Origin of the sequence: Curtobacterium sp. MCSS17_008, assembly GCF_003234185.1 — a bacterium.
Lineage (GTDB): Bacteria > Actinomycetota > Actinomycetes > Actinomycetales > Microbacteriaceae > Curtobacterium.
This window is the reverse complement of the sequence record NZ_QKSM01000003.1, coordinates 86,272-102,160: the sequence shown is the minus strand read 5'-3', so window position 1 is coordinate 102,160 and position 15,889 is coordinate 86,272. Positions and strand designations below refer to the sequence as shown.

Annotated in this window: 11 protein-coding genes; 4 read left to right on the top strand and 7 right to left on the bottom strand. The window is 73.2% G+C overall.

Features of this window, described 5'->3' with window-relative positions:
• Window positions 1-33 precede the first annotated feature (33 nt).
• From DEJ23_RS04865 to DEJ23_RS04855, 3 genes are all read left to right on the top strand, one after another.
• The gene (locus DEJ23_RS04865) at window positions 34-303 is read left to right on the top strand and encodes a hypothetical protein (RefSeq protein WP_111239144.1); all 270 of its coding nucleotides are present in this window, start codon (window positions 34-36) and stop codon (window positions 301-303) included.
• Between the two features lie 205 nt (window positions 304-508).
• Window positions 509-6,067, top strand: a complete 5,559-nt coding sequence (locus DEJ23_RS04860; protein ID WP_111239143.1) for a glutamate synthase-related protein — start codon at window positions 509-511, stop codon at window positions 6,065-6,067.
• Window positions 6,064-7,851 carry a sulfite reductase subunit alpha gene (locus DEJ23_RS04855; RefSeq protein ID WP_111239142.1) on the top strand — a complete coding sequence of 596 codons (1,788 nt, stop codon included), beginning with the start codon at window positions 6,064-6,066 and terminating at the stop codon, window positions 7,849-7,851. The genes DEJ23_RS04860 and DEJ23_RS04855 overlap by 4 nt, the downstream gene beginning before the upstream one ends.
• 227 nt (window positions 7,852-8,078) lie before the next feature.
• Here the strand turns inward: DEJ23_RS04855 and DEJ23_RS15615 are convergent, their stop codons facing one another.
• From DEJ23_RS15615 to mvk, 7 genes are all read right to left on the bottom strand, one after another.
• The gene (locus DEJ23_RS15615; protein ID WP_181429119.1) at window positions 8,079-8,246 is read right to left on the bottom strand and encodes a hypothetical protein; all 168 of its coding nucleotides are present in this window, start codon (window positions 8,244-8,246) and stop codon (window positions 8,079-8,081) included.
• A 134-nt stretch (window positions 8,247-8,380) separates the two neighbouring features.
• A complete protein-coding gene (locus DEJ23_RS04850) occupies window positions 8,381-8,764 on the bottom strand; it encodes an ATP-dependent DNA ligase (protein WP_111239141.1) in 384 nt (127 codons plus the stop codon).
• Window positions 8,765-8,877: 113 nt separating this feature from the next.
• Window positions 8,878-10,083: a hydroxymethylglutaryl-CoA synthase gene (locus DEJ23_RS04845; RefSeq protein ID WP_111239140.1), complete on the bottom strand. Its 1,206-nt coding sequence runs from the start codon at window positions 10,081-10,083 to the stop codon at window positions 8,878-8,880.
• Window positions 10,080-11,144: a hydroxymethylglutaryl-CoA reductase gene (locus DEJ23_RS04840; protein ID WP_111239139.1), complete on the bottom strand. Its 1,065-nt coding sequence runs from the start codon at window positions 11,142-11,144 to the stop codon at window positions 10,080-10,082. The genes DEJ23_RS04845 and DEJ23_RS04840 overlap by 4 nt, the downstream gene beginning before the upstream one ends.
• A complete protein-coding gene (locus tag DEJ23_RS04835; protein WP_111239138.1) occupies window positions 11,141-12,220 on the bottom strand; it encodes a phosphomevalonate kinase in 1,080 nt (359 codons plus the stop codon). Before DEJ23_RS04835 ends, DEJ23_RS04840 begins: the two co-directional genes overlap by 4 nt.
• A complete protein-coding gene (gene mvaD, locus DEJ23_RS04830) occupies window positions 12,217-13,224 on the bottom strand; it encodes a diphosphomevalonate decarboxylase (protein ID WP_111239137.1) in 1,008 nt (335 codons plus the stop codon). The genes DEJ23_RS04835 and mvaD overlap by 4 nt, the downstream gene beginning before the upstream one ends.
• A complete protein-coding gene (gene mvk / locus DEJ23_RS04825; RefSeq protein WP_111239136.1) occupies window positions 13,224-14,213 on the bottom strand; it encodes a mevalonate kinase in 990 nt (329 codons plus the stop codon). The genes mvaD and mvk overlap by 1 nt, the downstream gene beginning before the upstream one ends.
• 119 nt (window positions 14,214-14,332) lie before the next feature.
• Here mvk and DEJ23_RS04820 point away from each other — a divergent pair, with 119 nt between their 5' ends.
• Window positions 14,333-15,889: a Mur ligase family protein gene (locus DEJ23_RS04820; RefSeq protein ID WP_111239135.1), complete on the top strand. Its 1,557-nt coding sequence runs from the start codon at window positions 14,333-14,335 to the stop codon at window positions 15,887-15,889.

Here is a 15,889-nt window from a genome sequence, read left to right as displayed (position 1 = left end):
TCACCAGCGGACGGGCGTCGGAAGGGGCACGCGATGGACCAGCGGTACGGACACCTGCCGGAGCGTCCCCGCGCGGAAGACCTCGTCGTCGAGGTCCCCGCGTTCGAGGACGACCGTCCGCAGCCCGAGCCCGAACCACCCGCCGGCGCGCCCGAACTCGTCGCGGCGACGCGGTTCGCGCAGACCTCGCACGAGGCGCCCACGATCCGCCGGACGCAGTTGCGCACGGGAGCGTGGATCGCCGGGATCCCCATCGCCGCCCTGGCCCTCGTCGCGATCGTCCAGGTCCTGTTCGCCGACTGAGCGCAGCCGCGAGCCGCACGACCGGACCGCGCCGCGCCTCCCGTCCGGCCGGTCTGTTGCACCGGCGGTATACCAAGCCGTAGCATCAGCTCACCGCACAACCCCCACAGGGCCACGACTGCCACCACCGGTCCGCCCGCGGCGAGCGCTCCACCGATGCAGCCCTGGCCGTCCGCTGCCGGCACACGCCCCACTGGACCCGCACGTGAACACCTCTCCCTTCGGTCTGTACGACCCTGCCCGCGAGTCGAGCGACTGCGGCGTCGGCTTCATCACCCGACTCGACGGCACCCCGAGCCACGACGTCATCGTCCGCGGCGACGAGGCGCTGTGCGCCATCCCCCACCGGGGCGGCAAGTCCGCCGAGGGCGTCGGTGACGGCGCGGGCGTGAGCATCGACCTGTCGGTGGAGTTCTTCAGCGCGATCACCGGCGAGGCCCTGCTCGCCGGCCACTTCGGCGTGGCCAACTGCTTCGTGCCGGCCGACGCCGACGGACGCGCCGCGGCCGAGCGGTCGGTGACCACCGCGATCGAGCACGAGGGCTTCGAGCTCCTGCTCGTCCGCGACGTCCCGGTGGACCACACCGTCGCCCGGCCCGAGGCCGAGCAGTACCAGCTGCCGATCGTGCAGTGGGTGTTCCGGGCGCCGGAGCAGTGGACCCGCACCGAGGTGGACGCCGCCGCGAACCGAGCACTGCTCGCCGTCGAGGCCGTCTCGTACACGCAGGCCGCCGCACAGCACGCCGAGCACGCCGCCCTGTACCCGCTGTCGCTCAGCGCGCGGACGCAGATCCTCAAGGGACGCCTGAACTCCGGCGAGGTCATCGGCTACTTCAGGGACCTGCGGGACCCACGGCACTCCGTCCGCACGCTCTACTTCCACACCCGCTTCTCGACGAACACCGAGCCGCACCCGACGATGGCGCAGCCGTTCCGGTTGATGGCGCACAACGGCGAGCTCAACACCGACCGGAAGAACCGGCTGTCGGACGAGGCGCTCGCCGCCGCTCGGACCCGCAGCATCGTGCGGCCCCCGGGGCAGTCCGACTCGAGCCGTCTCGACCAGACGCTGCAGAGCCGCGTGTTCGACGACGGGCTCGAGATCGTCGAGGCCGTCGTCTCGCTCATGCCGCCGGCGTGGGAGAACGACCGCACGCTCACCCCGGACGTCCGCGACATGCTCGAGTACTTCTCGCTGTACGAGGAGAAGAACGACGGACCCGCCGCGGTGATCTTCAGCGACGGCGACGTCGTGGGCGCCCGGCTCGACCGCCTGGGGCTCCGACCGCTGCGCACCGTGCAGACCGCCGAGTACCTGATGGTGGCGTCCGAGGCCGGTCAGGTCACGTTCCCCGCGGACGAGGTCGTGCACCGCGGCCGGATCGAGGCCGGCGGCATGCTCGTCGTCGACCACCGCACCGGAACGGTGATGCGCACCGACGACGTCCTCCGGATGCTCGCCGCACGTCGCGACTACGCGACGCTGCTCGACGCCGCCCGCGTGCACCTCGACGACCTGCCTGCGCCCGACTACGACCGCGGGACGAGCACGCTCGGCTACGACGGCGACCTGTCGCTCGCGGGCCGCTACGTCGCGTACTCCCTGAACCAGGAGAGCTTCCGGTTCATGCTCGACCCGATGCTCGCCAACGGGTCGGAGCGGATCTCGGCGATGGGCTACGGCAACGCCATCAACGCGCTGAGCGACACCGAGGGCGGCATGGCGAAGTACTTCTCGCAGCGCTTCGCCCAGGTGACGAACCCGCCGCTCGACTCGATCCGCGAGGCCGACGGCATGTCGATGCGCGTCGCCCTCGGGGCCAAGCCCGACGGCACCGGCAGCACGAGCCGCCAGATCGTCGTGGACTCCCCTGTCCTCGGGCACCTCGACATGGTCCGCCTGCGCGACCAGACGATCGTGCCGCTCGAGCGCTTCGACATGCTCTACGTGCCGGTCGTCGGCGACGAGCAGGCGAACGCCGACGCGGTGCGCACCGCGACCGAGCAGCTCGCCGAGGCCGTCGTGGCCTTCGCCGAGCGCCAGGGCGGCATCGCGGTCCTGACCGACCGCTCGGTGTCGTCGACGCACGCGCCCCTCCCCGTGATCCTCGCCGTGGCCGCCGTGAACCAGCGACTCATCGAGACCGGGCTGCGCCTGCGGGTCTCCGTGGTCGCCGAGTCCGGACAGCTGCCATCGTCACACCACGTGGCCACCGCCCTGGGCTTCGGGGCCTCGGCTGTGTACAGCTTGTCCGCCCGGCTTCGTGCGGAGGAGAAGTACCCCGCCGCCCCCGCGCCCGCCGGTCAGCTGACGGAGACCGACGCCGCCCTCAAGCGCTTCCGCAAGGCAGCCGAGAAGGCCCTGGCGAAGACGATGGGCCGCGTCGGCCTGTGCACCGCGGAGAGCTACATCGGCGGCGAGTTCTTCGAGCCGAACTACCTCGACACCGGCGACGACCTGTTCGCCCGGGTCTTCCCGCACATGGACGCCCCGGTCGGCGGCGTCGGCTTCGCCCGCATCGCCCAGGCCGCGACGGAGTGGCACGAGCGCGCCCGGTCGGTGGCCACCGAGGGACAGATCCCTCTGCTCGGCCTGTTCAAGGAACGGTCCGACGGCGCGGGGCACTCGTTCGGCGTCGCCAGCGTCCGTGGCTTCGGCGGCATGACCGAGGAGCGCCCGGCCTTCGAGCGCTCCGGCGACTCCGACGCCCTGCGCCTGCTGACGCTCGGCCAGCTCGACGACGCGTTCGGCATCTCCGACACCGCGTACCGGAACACCGGGTACGACCGGCTCAGCGACGCCGAGGTCGACGCGCACCGGATCACCCCGGGCTACGTCACGTTCCTGCAGACCACGCACGACGAGCGCTCGCGCCGTCCCGCCGCGCTCCGCGACGTGCTCGCCCTGCCCGCCGACGTCACCGGCATCGACGAAGCCTCGGACTTCGCTCGCGAGCTCGGGCGCTTCTCGACCACCGGCAACGCCAGCATCACGGTGCGTGGGCTGTCCGGCTCACGTCCGGCGGCGGGCGACGACGAGCGGCCGGGAGGCCCGGTCCGGTTCGACCTGCAGCTCACCTCGACGGGGTCCACGGGTGCACTGCGCCACCGCGCCCTCGCGGACGGCGTCGCGCTCCTGCACCCCGGCCAGGTCGACGTCGATGCCGTCGCCGACGACCGGGTGACGCTCCGCGCCACCGGTCGCGCCGCGGACCTGCTCGCACTGCTCGTGAGCGCTCCGGACAGCGTCGACCTCGCGACCGTCCAGCCCGCGCACGAGATCACACGCACGCTGGCGTCCGGCGCGATGAGCCACGGCGCCCTCGTCGCCACCGCGCACGAGGCCGTGGCGCACGGCACGAACATGGTCGGCGGCATGTCCAACTCGGGTGAGGGCGGCGAGCACCACTCCCGGTACGGCACGATCCGCGGTTCCCGCATCAAGCAGTTCGCCTCGGGCCGGTTCGGCATCTGGGCGGGCTACCTCGCCGACCCGATGCTCGAGGAGCTCGAGATCAAGATCGGCCAGGGCGCCAAGCCCGGCGAGGGCGGGCAGCTCCCCGCGCCGAAGGTCACGGTCGACATCGCAGCGGCCCGTGGTGGCACACCCGGCGTCGAGCTCATCTCGCCGCCGCCGCACCACGACACGTACTCGATCGAGGACCTCGCGCAGCTCATCCACGACTGCAAGGCCGCCCGGGTGCGGGTGGTCGTGAAGCTGGTGTCCTCCGAGGGCATCGGCACCATCGCGGTCGGCGTCGCGAAGGCCGGCGCGGACGTCATCAACGTCGCCGGCAACACCGGTGGGACCGGTGCCGCGGCGGTCACGAGCCTGAAGTACGCCGGCCGGTCCGCGGAGATCGGGGTCGCCGAGGTGCACCAGGCCCTCGTCGCGAACGGCCTGCGCCAGAAGGTCACCCTCCGCTGCTCCGGCGCCCACCAGACCGGCTCGGACGTCGTCACGAGCGCGCTGCTCGGCGGGGACTCGTTCGAGTTCGGCACGACGGCGCTCATGATGCTCGGCTGCGTCATGGCGAAGAACTGCAACGTGAAGTGCCCGGCGGGCCTCACCACGAACGCCGAGGCGTTCGAGGGCGACCCCCGTGCGCTCGCGCAGTACCTGCTCAACATCGCGCACGACGTCCGGCAGATCCTCGCGCGCCTCGGCCTCCACTCGCTGCGCGAGGCCCGCGGGCGCACCGACCTGCTCCAGCTCCTCGACCACCCGGCGTCCGTCGGTCGGCTCGACGTGCGGAACCTGCTCGCGCAGGTGCCGGAGAAGGTCGTCACCGACCCCGAGTACCTGGAGAAGGACTACCGGACCGACGACAGCCTGATCGAGCTCGTGCGCGCGGCCCTGGTCGACGGGCACGACCACACGTTCCACGTCGACGGCCTGCTGCTCGGCAACGCGGACAAGTCCGTCGGCGGGCAGCTCGGCATCGACGTCGAGCGGCTGCTCAACCACGAGCTGCGGGACGTCGACCTGTCGTCGCACCCGGCGATCGCCACCGACGACCGTGGTCGGCGCCGGCTCGTCGACGGCGCGGTCACGGTCCGCACGCACGGGTCGGCCGGGCAGTCCTACGGCGTCTTCACGAACGACGGCATCACGCTCGAGCACACCGGGACCGCGAACGACGGTGTCGGCAAGAGCCAGAGCGGCGGACGGATCGTCGTGCGCGCACCCGGTGGCGGCAGCGGCGAGCGGGGCGGCAACGTCCTGGTCGGCAACTTCGCGCTGTTCGGCGCCACCGGTGGCCGCACGTTCGTCCAGGGCGAGGCCGGCGACCGGTTCGCCGTCCGCAACTCCGGCGCCACCGCGGTCGTCGAGGGCCTCGGCGACTTCGGCTGCGAGTACATGACCGGCGGCACCGTGCTCAACCTCGGCGCCTTCGGCAAGGGGCTCGGCAACGGCATGTCCGGCGGCTTCCTGTACCAGTACGACCCCTCGGGCCGGGTCACGGAGCGCGCGAGCACCGACTCACTGCTCGTCTTCCCCGTGACCGACACCGACCGCGGCGCCTTCCACGAGGCGTCCGCCCGGCTGCTGCTCGAGTGGCACCTCGAGGCCACCGGGTCCGCCCTGGCCGAGCGCCTGCTCGCCGAGTGGGAGACCACCCGCGAACACGTGTACGTCGGGATGCCGCGTGCGCTCCTGCTCGCCCAGGACGCCGACGAGATCCTCGCCGCGGCGACCAGGAACGAGCTGCTCGACGAGCTCGCGACCTCGACCGCGACGGACCGCATCCGGTCGTTCAAGGTGGCCTACCGCGACCAGCGGACCGTGCTCGACGGCCGTCCCCCCGCGCTCGGCGACCAGGGCGGGGACATGTTCTCGCTGCTGTCGTCGTACACGGTGCTCGGCGTCGCGCAGGACGTCGCGCTCGAGCGGGTCCCCGGCGCCCTCGGCCCGCAGGACCCCCGGGTCACCGAGGCCGTGCGGAACCTCGTGCTCACCGAGGACTTCGCGGTGCAGCAGCGCGTCGTGAAGTACCTGCGGGGCACACTCGACCGGTTCGCCGACGACGAGCTCGCGACCCTCGTCGCCGTGAAGCGCCTCGACGACCACAAGCGCGCGCTCACGCAGCGGAACAACCGCAGCATGGACGCGCCGAGCACCACCGGGTGGATCATGCACCAGAACGCCAAGAACGACGGCCGGGTCCGACGCGCCCGCTTCGACGAGCTGCTCGCGACCGCGGCGCTCGAGGACATCGCCCGCCGTGCGCCGCAGGCCCCGACCGAGGCGGTGACCGCGTGAGCACCCTGCCCCCGACGGGCTCGCTGATCCCGGTCGACGCCCCGTTCTCCGCCGCACAGGAGTCGTGGCTCGCCGGGTTCATCGCGGGCATCGCCGCCGCCGGCAAGCGCTCGGCGGCACCCGCGCCGACGACGACGATCGACGTGCTGTTCGGCACGCAGACGGGCAACGCCGAGTTCCTCGCCGACGAGCTCGTCGCCGGCGCGGTGGCCCGCGGGCTCGGCGGTCGTGCCACCCCGCTCGACGCCGTCACGCCGGAGCAGCTGGCCGCGATGTCGCACGTGCTCGTGGTCACCTCGACGTACGGCGAGGGCGAGATGCCCGACAACGCGGGTCTCTTCTGGGACGCGGTCCAGGCCACCACGGTGCCCCGGCTCGAGGGGCTGCAGTACGCCGTGCTCGGGCTCGGGGACACGAGCTACGACGAGTTCTGCCAGGCCGGCAAGCTGCTCGACACCCGCTTCGAGCAGCTCGGCGCGACCCGGATCCACGACCGGGTGGACTGCGACGTCGACTTCGAGGACCCGGCCGCCCTCTGGACCGCCGCCGTCCTGGACCGTCTGGCGGCCGAGGCCGGCGCGCAGCCGGGTGCGGCCGGCCCCGCCGTCGGAGCGACCACCTCGTCCACGGCGACCGGCGGGGCGGGGGCGAGCCGTGCCTCCCGGCCGGGGTCGCAGTGGAACAAGCGCAACCCGTACCGGGCGCCGCTCGTCGTGAACCGGCTGCTCTCCTCGCCGCGCAGCGCGAAGGAGATCCGGCACGTCGAGTTCGACCTCGGCGACTCCGGCATCGAGTACGCCGCCGGTGACGCCCTGGCCGTCGTGCCGCTGAACGACGAGGTCTTCGTCAGCGAGCTGCTCGAGCAGGTGGGCGCGGACGGTTCCGAGGAGTTCGACGGACGACCGGTGGCCGAGGTGCTCCGTGTCGACCGCGAGGTCCGGACCCCGTCCAAGGACCTCATCGCCGACCTCGTGCAGCGTGCCCCGTCGAGCGAGCTCGCGGCGGTCGTCGCGCACGGCGACAAGCACGAGCTCGACCGCTGGCTGTGGGGCCGCGACGTGCTCGACCTGCTCCGCGACGCCGGGCCCGCGGCACCGGGACTCGACGAGCTGCTGCCGAACCTGCGACCGCTGCAGGCCCGGCAGTACTCGATCTCGTCCAGCCCGCTCGCGCACCCGGACCGCATCCACCTGACCGTCGCGTCCGTCCGGTACGGCGACGCGCACCGGATGCACGCCGGCGTCGCGTCGACGTTCCTCGCGGACCGGGTCGCGCTCGGCGACACCGTCGACGTGTACCTCCAACCGAACACCGCGTTCGGGGTGCCGTCGGACCAGGACGCCCCGATGGTGATGATCGGGCCGGGCACGGGCATCGCGCCGTTCCGCGGGTTCCTGCACGAGCGCGCGGCCTCGGGGGCGACGGGCCGGAACTGGCTGTTCTTCGGCGACCAGCACCGCGACACCGACTTCGTCTACGAGGACGAGCTGACCGCGATGCAGGCCGACGGCGTGCTCGACCGCCTCGACCTGGCGTTCTCGCGCGACCAGGCCGAGAAGGTCTACGTGCAGACCCGGATGCTCGAGCGGTCGGCGGAGCTGTACGCCTGGCTCGAGGAGGGTGCGCACGTGTACGTGTGCGGCGACGCCTCGCGCATGGCGAAGGACGTCGAGGCGGCGCTGCTGCAGGTCATCCGGACCGGGCGGGGTCGCGACGAGGACGACGCGCAGGCGTACCTGGCGGACCTCCGCCGCGCGAAGCGCTACGTGCGCGACGTGTACTGAGGCGCGGCGTCGCGGGGTCGGGAACGCCCGACGGAACCGGGCGTACCTGACGAGAACGGGCGTACCTGGTCGACCCGATCCACCAGGTACGCCCGTTCCTGTTCCCCATCGCACCGTGATGGGAAGGAGCGGGCGTGCGGACGCACCCCGACCGCGAGACGCACCGACACCGTGGCGCGCCCCGGTCGCCGAGGGGGGACGACGACCGGGGCGCCGGAGGTGCACCGTCACCCGGTGACGGCCGGCGCGTCCGCGTGTCCGTCGACGAAGAAGTCCGAGTACAGCGTGCACCCGTCCGGCTCGACGAGGAGGCCCCTGATCCAGACCTCGTGTCGACGCTCCGCCTCGACGACCGTCCCGACGCGGTCGTCGTGCGTGCTCTCCGTCGCGGACATGCGTTCCCTCCGTCCGCGGTCGTGCCTCGCCGGCGCCCTGTCGCCGGCTCGGGGGATGCACGGATCCGCGGTACCAGCACGGTACGGAGACGACCGGGACCGCCGGTACCCGTTGACCCGCCTCCGGCGCTGTGCTAGTTCGTGCCGCCCTCCGGTGACGGCTCCGCGCTGCCCGGCGCCACCGCCTCCGACCATGCCGAATCGGCGGCGGTGCTCGTGTCCGGCGGCTCCGGCACGAGCACGAGTCCCGAGCCCGAGGTCGCCGCCGCGTACAGCTCCTCGAGCCAGCTGCGGTTGATCGAGGGCACACGGCTGCCCGAGAAGGAGAACCGGAGGGCGACGTTCGGGTGCAACCAGATCGAGCTCCGCCCGTCGCCGTGCAGGACGTCGTCCTTCCACGAGAAGACGAACTTGTGGTCGCGTCGCAACAGGTTGACGATGACGATCTGCAGGTGCGTCAGCGCGCGGTCGTCGACACGGAGGTCGAGCACCTCGCCGTCGTAGATGAGCTGGCCCATGGGTCCTTGTACGCCCGACCACCTGAGCGCGCGCGGCGGAGGGACGGGAGGCGCGGCGCCGGACCGGCACCGCGCCTCCCGTCCGTCGTGTGGGCGCGTCGGGCGCGGACCGCTCAGTCCTGCCCGGTCGCCTCGTAGTGCCGGGCACCCCCGCGCACGCCGACGAACCGGTAGGGCGCGGTGGTCACCCGCGGACGTTCGACGTCCACGCTCGTCGCCGCGCCCGCGGCGTGGAGCTCCCGGTACGCGTCGACCGTGAGCGGCACGCGCGACCCGAGCAGCGCGCGGACGCGACCCTGCCGACGGTGCTCCCGGTAGTCGGGCCGGACGATGCCGGTCATCAGCTCTCCGACGCTGCCCGAGCCGTAGCTGAACATCGCGATCCGCTCGCCGCCCAGGTGGTCGTCGAGGTCGAGCAGCGCCGCGAGTCCGATCCAGAGCGACGCCGTGTAGGTGTTGCCCGTCTGCCGGTTGTACGTGAACCCGATCGCGAGCTCGGACTCGTCGAACGGTGCCCCGACGTGCTGCGTGAGCTTCCGGTGCGCCTTGAGCGCCATCTTCGTGAAGGGCTGGTGGTGCACGAAGCGGACGATGTCCTCGTACGCCGGACCGCCCTGCGAGGCCAGGTCGTCCCACGCGCCCACGAACGCGTCGACGTACGCGCTGACCGACAGGCGACCGTCGACGAGCGCGGTCGACCGGTCGTTCGGCCGCCAGAAGTCGTCGACGTCCGCGGTGAAGACGCCCGCGGCCGGCTCGATCTCGATGAGGTCCGGGTCCGCGGACACCAGGATGGCGGCGGCGCCGGCACCCTGCGTGGGCTCGGCGGCCGAGTCGACGTCGTAGCGGGCGACGTCCGCGGCGATGACGAGCACGCGCTCCTGCGGGGCACGGGCGATGATGCCGAGGGCGAGCTGCACGGCGGCGGTCCCGCCGTAGCACGCCTGCTTCAGCTCGACGACGCGGACGTTCTTCGGCAGGCCGAGCAGGCCGTGCACGTACACGCCGGCGGCCTTCGACTGGTCGACGCCCGACTCGGTCGCGAAGAGCACGGTGCGGATGCCCTCGACACCGTGGCGGTCGATGACCTCCTTCGCGGCGGCGGCGCCCATGGTGACGATGTCCTCGTCGGGCGCGGGCACGCTGAAGGCGTCCTGCCCGATGCCGACGTGGTACTTCGCCGGGTCGACGCCGAGGCGCTCGGCCAGGTCGTCGAGCTCGAGGACGTGGTGACCGGTCGCGATGGCGATGTCGTGGATGCCGACGGACAGCGGCTGCCGGGGCGTCAGCTGCTGGACGGTCTGCTGCTGGGCGGTCATGCTGCACCTCCTGCGGGCTTCGACCCGCGGCGTTCCATGGCGACGTGCGCCGCCATGAGCTCACCGGGGTTGGTCTGGGCGGCGAGCAGCGAGAGCTCGCCGCAGAGCACCGTCGCGGCGCACAGGGCGGCCAGGCGGCGGGCGTTCGCACCGGGCTCGCGGTCCTCACGGCAGCCGAGGCGGACGAGTGCGTCCTCGACGACGGGCAGGTCGCCGCCCTTGCCGTTGCCGACCGTGCCGACGATCAGGTGCGGGAGCGCGGTGGAGAAGTACAGGTCGTCACCGCGGGCCTCGGCGTACGTGATGCCCTGGGAGCCCTCGACGATGTTCGCGGCGTCCTGCCCGGTGGCCAGGTAGAAGCCGAGGAGCATGTTCGCGTAGTGGGCGTTCGCGGAGCGCAGGGCGCCGGCGATGGTCGAGCCGACCAGGTTCTTCGCGACGTTCAGTTCCGCGATGCGGGACGCCGACGACCGCAGGCGCTTCTCGACGACCTCGCCGGGGATGACGATCTCGGCGATCGTGTTCCGACCGCGGCCGCGGATGCCGTTGACCGCCGTCGCCTTCTTGTCGGTGCAGAAGTTGCCCGAGACGCTGACGTACCGCAGGCCCGGCTCCCACGCGAGGATCGCGGGCAGCAGCTTGTCCGCCGCCTGCGTCACCATGTTGTGGCCGGAGGCGTCGCCCGTGGTGAACGCGAAGCGCAGGAACAGCAGGTCCCCGACGATCTCCGGGTGCACCTCGATGAGCTTCGCGAACCGGCTCTGCCCGGCGACGATCTGCTCGAGCTCGTCCTGCCGCGCGAGGATCCGTCCGGCCGCGATGTGCGCGGCGGCGGCGCTGTCCGCCTTCACGACGACCGAGCGGGTCATCCGCTCGTCGACGACGGTCGCGACGATCCCGCCCTCGACCATGCGCGAGATGCGCGCACCACGGCCGACGGAGGGCCACAGCGGCGACTCGTACGTGGCGAGGGGCACCTCGTGCTCGCCCTCGACGGCGTTGCCGCTCACACGGATCGGCCCCACCCACTTCGTGGGGATGGGTGTCAGCAGGTCGGTCATTCGACGCTCCCTTCGGGCGCTTGCACCGCGACGCTGAGGTGTCTGATGTCGTGCGCCTCCCAGGCGCGGTGGATGCCGGCGAGGTCGGTCTCCGCCGGGACGAGCGCGATGCCGCAGTCGCCGCCACCGGCACCGGACGGCTTCGCCGCCCCGCCGGCCGCCTCGACCACGTCGCACAGGGTCGCGAGCCGCTCGGTCTCGATCTGCGACCCGACCGACTCCCCCAGCCGCTGCATGAGCGTCCGCGCCCTCCGCAGGGCGTCGAGGGTGATCGTGGCGTCACCGGTCTGGAGGCCCGTGGTCAGGTCGTCGACACAGGCGCGGCTGTCGTCGAGGAACGTCTGGTACCCGCCGTTGCGGTGGCGGCGGACCACGCCGACGAGCTTGGTCGTCGATGCCGGGGAACCGGTCCACCCGACGAGCAGCTCGAGGTCCTTCGGGGCCGGCAGGCGCTGCACGTCGAAGCCGGTCCAGGCGTCGGCGTCGTCGAGGACGTCGGACACCGGTCGGTCGTCGAGCATGCCGGCCAGGCGCTCCCGGTCCGGGGCGCTGTAGCGGAGCCAGCCCCCGAACGTGCTCGCGGCGAGGTCGCCGCCGGACGCCCGGGGGTTCACGCGGATGGTGGCGAGCAGGGCGACACGGAAGCGGTCGCGCTGCGACAGCCCGATGCCGTAGAAGCGGTCGAGCGCGCCGACGGTGGCGACCGTCACCGCGGCCGACGAACCGAGCCCAAACTTCCGGCCGCTGGCGTCGTCGAGCTGGCTCTCGATGCGCAGGTCGTGGAAGCGCGGGGCGATGCCGCGCTCGGCACGGAGCTTCTCGACCAGGTCGATGGTCGCCATCACGTAGTCGTACGGGTGGTGCTCGCGGTCGAGGGCCAGGCCGTCCTCGTCGCGGGTCCAGGTGAGGGGCAGGTGGCCGTACTCCTCGGAGTGCACGCTGCCGGAACCGTGGCCCTCGGTGACCCGGGCGGTGATGGCCCGGTCGAGGGCGATGAGCACGGACGGCTGCCCGGGCTCGACGACGGCGTACTCGCCCGCGACGAACAGCTTGCCGTGGGCGCGGAACTCGATCACTCGGCGGTCTCCTCCGGTCGGCCGACACCCGGTGCGGGTGCCTCCGATCCTTCGGAGCGGACGACGCGTGCGCCTGGTCCGGTGCCGGACTCGATGACGTCGCCCAGCCCGGTCAGGGCCGACGCGACGGCGCTGCGGTCCTCGGGCTTGGTGAGCACGACGACGTTCGGGCCGGCGTCGGCGGTGGCGTACGCCTCGGTGCCGGCGGCGCGGAGCTCCGCGACCGCGTCGAAGACGGCGACGCTGCGGGCGTTGAGGTACCGGATGGGTGGGAACGCACCCTCGATCGTGGCGTGCATGCGGAGCGCGTTGCTCTCGGTGAGCTCGCCGACACGCGTGAAGTCGCCCGCGGCGCAGGCGTCGAGCACCTCGCCGACGGTCTCGGTCGTCGAGGTGACCCACGCCGGGTAGAACGGCGAGGTCGCGATCGTGCGGCGCATGGCCTCACGGGACCCGATCGCCTTCTCACCGGCGGAGATCGTCACCACGACCATGGCCATCGGCGGGGCGGGGATGCGCTCGGCGTAGGAGCCCTGGTCGTCCCCCGCGTGCCAGACCGAGACACCACCGGGGATCGACCGCGTCGCGGAACCGGAACCGCGGCGGGCGAGCCGGGACAGGTCGCGTTCGGACAGGTCGAGGCCGTACGCGGACGCTGCCGCGGTGGCGAGCGCCGCGAAACCCGACGCGCTCGATGCCAGTCCGGCGCCGGTCGGCACGGTGTTCTCCGAGACGACCGCGGCGTGGGCGTCGGATCCGGCGAGGTCCCGCACGAGGTCGAGGAACTGCTGCACGCGGCCCAGGGCCCCGTCGGGGGCGGCACCGCCGTTGAGCACGAGCGAGTCCGCGTCCGCCGCGGGGTCGAGCGTCACGGTGGTCGTCGTCGGGAAGACGTCGAGGCCCATCGACACGCTGCCGGTCGCGGGCAGGGCGAGCTGCGCGTCCGCCTTGCCCCAGTACTTCACGAGCGCGATGTTGGGGTGCGCGACAGCGGTGGCGGTCATCAAGCGCGGGCTCCGATCGTGGTGGTCCAGGTCTCCGTCGCACCGGCGGCGCGGAGTGCGGCGGCCACGCGGTCGGCGTGCTCCCCGTCCGCGACGAGCGCGAGGACGCATCCGCCGCGCCCACCACCGGTGAGCTTCGCGCCGAGGGCGTCCGCACGGCGTGCGGCGTCGACGAGCCGGTCGAGGTCCGCGCTCGACACGTCGAGGGCGGTGAGCAGTTCGTGCGCGGCGTCCATGGTGACACCCAGGGCCTGGGCATCGCCATCCTCGAGTGTCCCCCGTGCGCGTCGCGCCAGGTCACCGATCGCCGCGACGACACCGTCGACCGCGGCCGGGTCGGCGTCGTGTCGTGCACGCACGGCGGCGACGGCCTCGCGCGTGTGTCCGGGGACGCCGGTGTCGGCGACGACGAAGGTGAAGGTCGCGCCGAGGGGGACGGGCTCGACCACGCCCTGCTCGAACCACACCGGGACGTCGGCGACGACGCCGCGGGCGTCGAGGCCGGACGGTCGCCCGTGGGCGACGCGCTCGCACTCCTGCACGAGTTCGTGGTGCTCGTCGGGCGCGAGGGTGCGGCCGAAGACGTCGGCGACCGCGGCGGTCACGGCGGCAGCCACCGCGGCGCTCGACCCCATGCCGCGTGCGGTCGGCACGGCGCTGTCGACGTGCACGTGCAGGTGCTGCTCCGGGGCGCCGAGGTGGCGGAGCGTGGCGGTGACCGCGGTCACGGTGGGCAGCACGGCGGCGGGCGCGGTGTCGAGCGGGCCGGTGTGCACGACCGACTCGAGGGCACTGCCCCGCTCGGCGTCGACGGGGGTGGCCGTCGCGGTGACCCGGACGTCGAGCACGGGGAGCACGAGCGCGGGGACGCCGTAGACGACGGCGTGCTCGCCGATCAGGATCGTCTTGCCGTGGGACGACGCGGTCCCGGTGCGGAGGCTGGTTCCTGCGCTCGGGGTCGCGGTGCTGTCGGTGTCGTTGCTGGTCATCGTGGCTCAGGTCAGCCTAACCGGAGCGCGGTCCCCGCGTCGCGCCGGGCGTCCAGGCTGGGTGCGGTCCCGGCCGTCCGGGCGGATCGTCGAGGGCATCACGACGACGGAAGGCTCCGATGACGCACGCGTTCGACCCCTCGCACCCGGCGCCCGTCCCGCTCGGGGTCGTCGCGTCGGCCGCGGGGACCGAGCACCACGGGGACACGCCTGTGACGGGGGTCGCGGTGTCCGCCGGCGACGTCCGGCCCGGCGCGCTCTTCGCGGCGCTGCCGGGCCGCCGGACGCACGGCGCCGAGCACACGGCCGCTGCCGCCGCTGCCGGCGCGGCGGCGGTGCTGACCGACCAGGCTGGCGCGGATCGTGCTCGCGCGACCGGGCTGCCCGTCCTCGTCGTCGACGACCCCCGTGCGGCCCTGGGTGCGGTCGCCGTCGCGGTGTACGGCACGGACCGGTTGCCGTTCCCCGTGTTCGGCGTGACCGGCACGAACGGCAAGACGACGACCGTGCACGTGCTCGACGCGCTGATGCGCCGGCTCGACCGTCGCACCGCGCACAGCTCGACGGTCGACCGACGGATCGGGGACACCGCGGCGGCGAGCGCCCTCACCACGCCGGAGGCCCCGGAGCTGCACGCGTTCCTGGCGACCGCGGCGGAGTCGGGCGTCGAGGGCGTCGCGCTCGAGATCAGCGCGCAGGCACTGACGCGGCACCGGACCGACGGCGTCGTGGTCGACGTCGCGGGGTTCACGAACCTGTCCCACGACCACCTCGACGACTACGCCGACATGGACGACTACCTGGCGGCGAAGGCGGTGCTCTTCACGCCCGAGCGGTCGCGCGCCGGGGTGGTCTCGCTCGACTCCCCCGCCGGCCGTCGGATCGTCGCGGGGGCCTCTGTCCCGGTCACGACCGTCACGACCCGCACCGACGTGTCCGCGGACTGGGTGGTGCGGATCACCGAGCAGCGCCACGACGGGACGAGCGGGACCGTCGTCGCGCCGGACGGGAGCGTCCTGCCCTTCGCGGTGCCGCTGCTCGGCGTGCACGCCGCCGCCGACACGGGGCTCGCGCTCGCGATGCTGGCCGTGTCCGGTGTCCCGCTCGACGCCCTGCGCACCGCGACCTCCGCCCCGCTCGACGTCGCGGTGCCCGGGCGCATGGCGGACGCGTCGGCATCGACCGGCCCGCGCGTCTGGGTCGACTTCGCGCACACCCCGGACGCCTTCGCGAAGAGCCTCGACGCGGTGCGCGCCGTCGTGTCGGGAGCCGTGGCGATCGTCGTCGGCGCCGACGGGGACCGTGACCCGAGCAAGCGACACGCGATGGGGGTCGTCGCGGCTTCCGGGGCCGACGTGGTCGTCGTGACGGACCACCACCCCCGCACCGAGGCCCCCGGACCGATCCGCGCGACCATCCTCGCCGGTGCCCGGTCCGTGAGCGGTGCGGTCGGCTCCGTCGTGGTCGAGGAACCGGACCCGGCGCGTGCGATCCGACGGGCGATCGCCATGGTCGGGGGCGACGGCGCCGTGTACTGGGCCGGGCCGGGCCTGACCGACTACCGCGACGTCGCCGGTGCGCACGTGCCGTACTCGTCGTTCCGCGACGCGCAGCGCGCCCTGGCCGAGGCAGGGCACCCGCAGGAGGCCCGGGAGCTCGCCGACACCTGCAGGTAG

Excerpts from the sequence above, each read along its gene's own strand:
- DEJ23_RS04865 (WP_111239144.1), top strand. The coding sequence starts at position 34 with ATGGACCAGCGGTACGGACACCTGCCGGAGCGTCCCCGCGCGGAAGAC.
- DEJ23_RS15615 (WP_181429119.1), bottom strand. The coding sequence starts at position 8,246 with ATGTCCGCGACGGAGAGCACGCACGACGACCGCGTCGGGACGGTCGTC.
- DEJ23_RS04850 (WP_111239141.1), bottom strand. The coding sequence starts at position 8,764 with ATGGGCCAGCTCATCTACGACGGCGAGGTGCTCGACCTCCGTGTCGAC.
- DEJ23_RS04845 (WP_111239140.1), bottom strand. The coding sequence starts at position 10,083 with ATGACCGCCCAGCAGCAGACCGTCCAGCAGCTGACGCCCCGGCAGCCG.
- DEJ23_RS04840 (WP_111239139.1), bottom strand. The coding sequence starts at position 11,144 with ATGACCGACCTGCTGACACCCATCCCCACGAAGTGGGTGGGGCCGATC.
- mvaD (WP_111239137.1), bottom strand. The coding sequence starts at position 13,224 with ATGACCGCCACCGCTGTCGCGCACCCCAACATCGCGCTCGTGAAGTAC.
- mvk (WP_111239136.1), bottom strand. The coding sequence starts at position 14,213 with ATGACCAGCAACGACACCGACAGCACCGCGACCCCGAGCGCAGGAACC.
- DEJ23_RS04820 (WP_111239135.1), top strand. The coding sequence starts at position 14,333 with ATGACGCACGCGTTCGACCCCTCGCACCCGGCGCCCGTCCCGCTCGGG.